We start from the raw sequence: 5,289 nt of genomic DNA on the forward strand, positions 1-5,289 counted from the left end.
GTGCCCCACGGTACGTTATATATTTTGAATTTGCTACTTTACTGGTTTTCGGTATCTGTTAAGATCCATGCGTTTTAGAGGTTTTTCGCGCCTCGTGTACTAGCATCGCTTTACGTCGTTATTAATTGAGGTAGTACCGACGAATCCTACCTGTGCTAGGCTACACACTTAATATATTATACACCTTTTTCTAATAAATTCTGGAAAAGTCGCCCTAGAAGGGCAAGGCTTGAGACCCATTATTTTGGTCAAAAATGCCACTTAGGTTTTATAATACTCCCGAATTAGGGTACATACTGCTTTGATCCTCAGGGTGCATCTATATTATTGGATTTTCTTTGATCTTATTGGTCAAGTTTTTGGATCTGAGTCTCGTCAGGGAGAAGATAATAAAACAGCATTTCACACAAAAAAATAGCAAATTCATAGCAATTATCGAGCTCAATAACAAATTAATCTATGTCTGAATCATCAATTACTATTACAGTCAAGCTTTTTGCTGCCTATCAAGAAACCTATGGCTTGCCAGAACTCCAGTTAGGATTTCCCCCTCAAACATCAGTATCAGCCGTGCTAGACCGTTTACTGAGTGAACACCCAGAGCTGGAGCAATGGCGTGAAGTGACGCGCTTTGGCATCAATCTCCAATTCGTTCCCCCCGATACCCCCTTGCAAGATGGGGATGAAGTGGTTCTGATTCCTCCTGTTAGCGGTGGCTAATCGATTATTGTGCCTGCAAGCCTTTTGCCTCCAAGGGCTGTGTTTCTAGTAAAAACTCAGAAAAATTGACTGATATGTAGGGTTGCTTCGCCATGATCAGGAATCCAGGATACCCACTGGTCTTGTGAAATCTGGCAAAGCAGTAGCGCTTCATCAAAGCTATAGGGATTAGGTAGCTCTAACAGACGTACCCAAGTCCCAGGTTGGAACGGTTCCTGGGACTGATCTAAGTTGGGATTAGGGGAGCTGTTCCAAGTCGGGGTTTGGGTCTGCGGTTCTAAAAGTTTCATGGTTCTCTCATCAAGGTAAAAAAATTCCCGTCTACCCTAGCTGAGACTGCTTCGAGCCAAAATCTTCCCAGACAATGGGTAAACTTTAACTATTTTCTGTATTTAATTTTACAAAAATAACTGGGCAGCACTAGCGTTGTGAGAGCTAATGTAATTTATCTTTGGATAACTTTACAGGATGCCTCGCCAAAGGGCATTGCTTAAAGTAGGAGTAATGTGTCGGTGGCAAATGGCTGATAGCTGATAGCACCTCAAGTAGCGTGCGCATTAGCTGATAGCTGATAGCTGATAGCTGATAGCTGATAGCTTACTTAAAAAATAAACACAAGTTGCAGCTGCAATTCTTTTACCTGACGCAGGATGATAATTTTTTGAATAAACTCCCGAAAGTAAAACCGACGCTCTGATTCTGATAAATCAATCCAGAATTGAGGAATGGATACTGTCTGAGCGATCGCTTTTAAATTCACTGGCGGCAAAGCAGCTAGCTGCTGCTGCAATTGGGAAATTTCTGTCCGTAGTTTGTATGCTCGTAAATCAGCAGTTTCTTGATCAAGCACCCCACTAGACGTTAACAGGGTTAGCTGCTCTAAATTATCTTTTTTTTGAGTAATTTTACCCTGAAGGGATTCCTTGACCCCATCCAAGCTGGGAGCATTCATAGCAGCAACAGCACGGGGTAATTCCTGACAGATCAGTTGAATAGTCTGCTCCAAGACCTGTTCATAACTAAGAGCACGGCATTTGGGATGCTTAGGACAATTGATCGGACGTAGGTAGAGATATTGTTTGTTTTTACGATATTGAGTAACACTAACAACGGTCATCCCCGACTGACATTCCTGACAAACCACCAACCCGGCCAAAGAACGGGGAGCACTAGCGGTTCGAGGAGGTAATTGTCGGTTGCGCCTGAGCAGTCGGTCAATTTGTGCCGCTTCTTCCCGATTCAAAATAGCACTATGGGTATCGGAAATAACCTCACCATTTTTTTGATAGCCAAGGTCTCCCCGATAAACCGGATTTGTTAGCCAACGACGCCCGGTAGTCACGGAAATCCGTTTACCATATTTTTGCTCTAAATACCGTACTGCACCCCGCAAGGAACCATAAAGCAGAAACTGTTCAAAAAAATCCTTAACCACCGGTGCCGTACTGCGGTCAATTAGATAGCGGTCTTTGCCCCGCCGATAGCCATAGGGGGCTTTTCCTGGTGGGGGTAAGGCTTTGAGGCGATTACGAGCGTGCCCTTGCCGAAGGCGGCGGCTGTTGACTTCCTGCTGGATTTCGTGTAAGAGCTTCAGTAAACTAGCGCGAATCGTAGTGTAGTTGGTAGCATCCGTTAGCTGAGCAGAATTGTAAGATTGCTCTGTGGCAATCAAACAAATACCGAGGGTTTCAATTTGGGTAATGCGATCGCTAATTTCAGCTAAACACTCTCCCAGTTCTTCCAGACGACGAATTAGCAAGTAATCAGGGGGTTGAGCTTGGCAATCCGCAACTAACTGCTGCCACTGCTGACGTCCTCCCAAATCTAGATAGACCTGATCCACCTCCAAACCCCAAACTGCTGGGTCAGGCACTGGGTCAAGTAGGGGATTGCTGTACAGGTAGGCAATGGTTTTCATCTATTTTCCCGAGCCCTACCTTAAACCCCTAAGTGCTAATCTGACTAATCTGACTAATCTCAATAATATTACCATCTGGATCTTGGGTAAATAATGCCGCACGACCAGACGAGCTCAATTGAATCGGGTAACCATGAGCTTGTAGACATTCCTTCGCTTCATCTAAATTTACGACACTAAAGGCAATGTGGGGATTACGACCCCATTTTTCAGGATTTTTTAGGTCAACTTTAGCATTAGGATTAACCATCAAGTGAATTTGGAATTGACCAACCTGATACCAAGCACCAGGAAATCTCAGCTCTCGTTCAACTTTAGATAATCCCATAATCTTACCGTAAAAATCCTCTGCCTTTTCCAAATCAGAAACTAAAACAGCAACATGAAGACACTGATTAATTTCCATAATCTTTTACTTTAAGGTTACAGGTTGAAGGTTTTAATGTTGAAGGTTTTAATGTTGAAGGTTGAAGGTTTGAAGGTTGAAGGTTGTTTGGTTTGAAGGTTGAAGGTTGTTTGGTTTGAAGGTTGAAGGTTGTTTGGTTTGAAGGTTGAAGGTTGTTTGGTTTGAAGGTTGAAGGTTGTTTGGTTTGAAGGTTGTTTGGTTACAGGTTTAAGGTTTGATGGTTTAAGGCGACAGGTTTAAGGTTATAGCACTACCAATTAAGGTTAGTGCTATTCATCTGCTGACAGCTGACCGCTGAAGGCTGAATGCTTACAACCAGCTAACCTTGGCCTATTGGCCACGCGATCGCGTTCAACCTGCAACCGTCCAACCTGATAACCTTCAACCTGATAACCTTCAACCAGCTAACCTTCAACCAAAAAACCTTTAACCAGCTAACCTTCAACCAAAAAACCTTCAACCAAAAAACCTTCAACCTTCAACCCTTCAAGGTAGCCAACGAGCATTAAATCCAGTTAGGAGTGGTTCCGCTTCCAGCTTCACTGGAGTATCTGAAGATGTATCATCCACTAAAGGTAATAGCCAGAGTCTAGCATTGGCAATTATTTGTCCTTCATCAGTGATCAAACCTTCATCAGATGACCGTTCAGGGACTATTTGATCAAAGAGTATACCTAAGTCATCTGGGGACAAACTCATATGAACTTCCTGTTGCTCCGGTAAAAGTACCAAGCGCTTTAAGGTATACTCATTCTTGTCATTAGGTTTAAGGCTAATCGCTGCTAGGAAAGGTTCTTCTTTGAATTCTTCCCCAGCAATGAGTTGGCTGAGCAGACAATAGAGAATATGGTTTTGCGCCGAGAATTCACAACTATGGACAGAACCAGTGGTGCGCAGTATCTCTTGCTCAGAGCCCTGGTTTTTGACTAAAAATAGCGATCGCGTATAGTCACTATTAAACTTCACCATCACTGCTGCTGAACCATCCTTAGCAAAGTTTAGAACCATGCCAAACTTCGGTAAAAAGTCTAGGGGTTGAGCATTTGGTGTCAAGGGTAAAATGCCCACTCCCTGACCTTGAGCCATCGCAATAGCGTTGCTATCAGGAGTAATTATAAAATCTCCTCCTGGTTCATGGTCTAATGGTTTCGGTTTAGTACCAGTTTGTATGGTCCACAGCCCAAATTCCGAAGGATTACTGCGACTGACCCGCTGTACCACAATCGTTTTACCATCAGCAGACAAATCAAACTTCAGATTCTGGTAGTCTTTGCTATCGAGAACCAGCTCAACTTTACCACCAGAGTCTGAGGATACGGTCTCTTGAGCTGGGGCACGAGTAGATATGCCCGTGGTCACAGTATATAATTTTGCAGAGAGCAAGTCCTGTTCTTTATTCTGACTTCTAACAGCAGAGAAAAGAATTCGGCTGCCATCAGGATAGAACTTAAAGTCCATAACCAGCAAATCTGGAGGCGTTAAGATAGTTTTTTGTTGGCGAGTGAGATTATAGAAAATTAATCGCCCCTGTTCTTCTGCTTTAACACCCACATAGGCAAAGGCTCGGTCACGGGTACGGAAGGATGCCTTAAACGGTTCGATGGCAGTCTTATTGCCAGGCTTAGCGAATTGCTCTACTGCCCCAGTGAGCTGGAATTGATACTCGGTGCCATAGGGTAAAGGGAGCAGCGGAGTATAAGCCATTTTGCGTCCAGCCCAGCTAATTTTGCCCGGGATTGGTGGAACAATGTTCAGATTCGCTTCCACACTAGTCTGATCCATAGGACGGCTGAAGGTTAGGATAAATGCTTTATCCTCCGCACCGATTTGTTTATCTTGCCAGGAAAATTCCCGTACCCTGGGGGCAGTGCGATCGCCAGTCCACAGTAATATACCAATCAGTAGACTCAGTATAACTATGACTACCCCAGCAGTACGGTCAATGGGTTGAAGAAAAGTTTGAATCTTCACGGTTTGAGTTGCTACTGATAGTTTAATCGGTTGAACTCTACTACCTCAGTCATTGATTTCTCTGAGGGGCTTTACCCCCAATTTTATTTACCAAACGTATCATAGATTTGTTGCCTAAGCCCTGACTCACTAATCAGTATAGCCAATCTGTCAGTATAGCCAATCTGTCACCGCCTCAAGCCAATACCCCAGTATTAGTCAGTCCAATCCTCACTAACAGGGTAATTGACCCAAAAAATCAGATATAAGTCTAAAATTCCCAATTTTTGGACTT

Annotated in this window: 5 protein-coding genes; 1 reads left to right on the plus strand and 4 read right to left on the minus strand. The window is 43.6% G+C overall.

Going from position 1 to position 5,289, the window contains the following annotated elements; all coding sequences use genetic code 11:
- Positions 1 to 459: 459 nt before the first annotated feature.
- Positions 460 to 720 (plus strand): MoaD/ThiS family protein, encoded by a 261-nt coding sequence (locus tag F6J94_RS29730; RefSeq protein WP_293021797.1) that lies wholly within the window; start codon positions 460 to 462, stop codon positions 718 to 720.
- Between the two features lie 56 nt (positions 721 to 776).
- On the opposite strand, the gene F6J94_RS29735 is transcribed toward F6J94_RS29730, so the two are convergent.
- The 4 genes from F6J94_RS29735 to F6J94_RS29750 all read right to left on the minus strand — a co-directional run bounded on the left by F6J94_RS29735 (position 777) and on the right by F6J94_RS29750 (position 5,015).
- Entirely contained in the window at positions 777 to 1,010 is a 234-nt protein-coding gene (locus tag F6J94_RS29735) for a hypothetical protein (protein WP_293046902.1), read from the minus strand.
- Positions 1,011 to 1,321: 311 nt separating this feature from the next.
- Positions 1,322 to 2,638 (minus strand): recombinase family protein, encoded by a 1,317-nt coding sequence (locus tag F6J94_RS29740; RefSeq protein WP_293046904.1) that lies wholly within the window; start codon positions 2,636 to 2,638, stop codon positions 1,322 to 1,324.
- 28 nt (positions 2,639 to 2,666) lie between these two features.
- Complete coding sequence (locus tag F6J94_RS29745) at positions 2,667 to 3,044, minus strand: VOC family protein (RefSeq protein ID WP_293046906.1); 378 nt, start codon at positions 3,042 to 3,044, stop codon at positions 2,667 to 2,669.
- Between the two features lie 486 nt (positions 3,045 to 3,530).
- Positions 3,531 to 5,015: an Ig-like domain-containing protein gene (locus tag F6J94_RS29750; RefSeq protein ID WP_293046908.1), complete on the minus strand. Its 1,485-nt coding sequence runs from the start codon at positions 5,013 to 5,015 to the stop codon at positions 3,531 to 3,533.
- Positions 5,016 to 5,289 lie beyond the last annotated feature (274 nt).

The sequence above is a fragment of the Moorena sp. SIO1F2 genome, from assembly GCF_010672755.1.
GTDB lineage: Bacteria > Cyanobacteriota > Cyanobacteriia > Cyanobacteriales > Coleofasciculaceae > Moorena.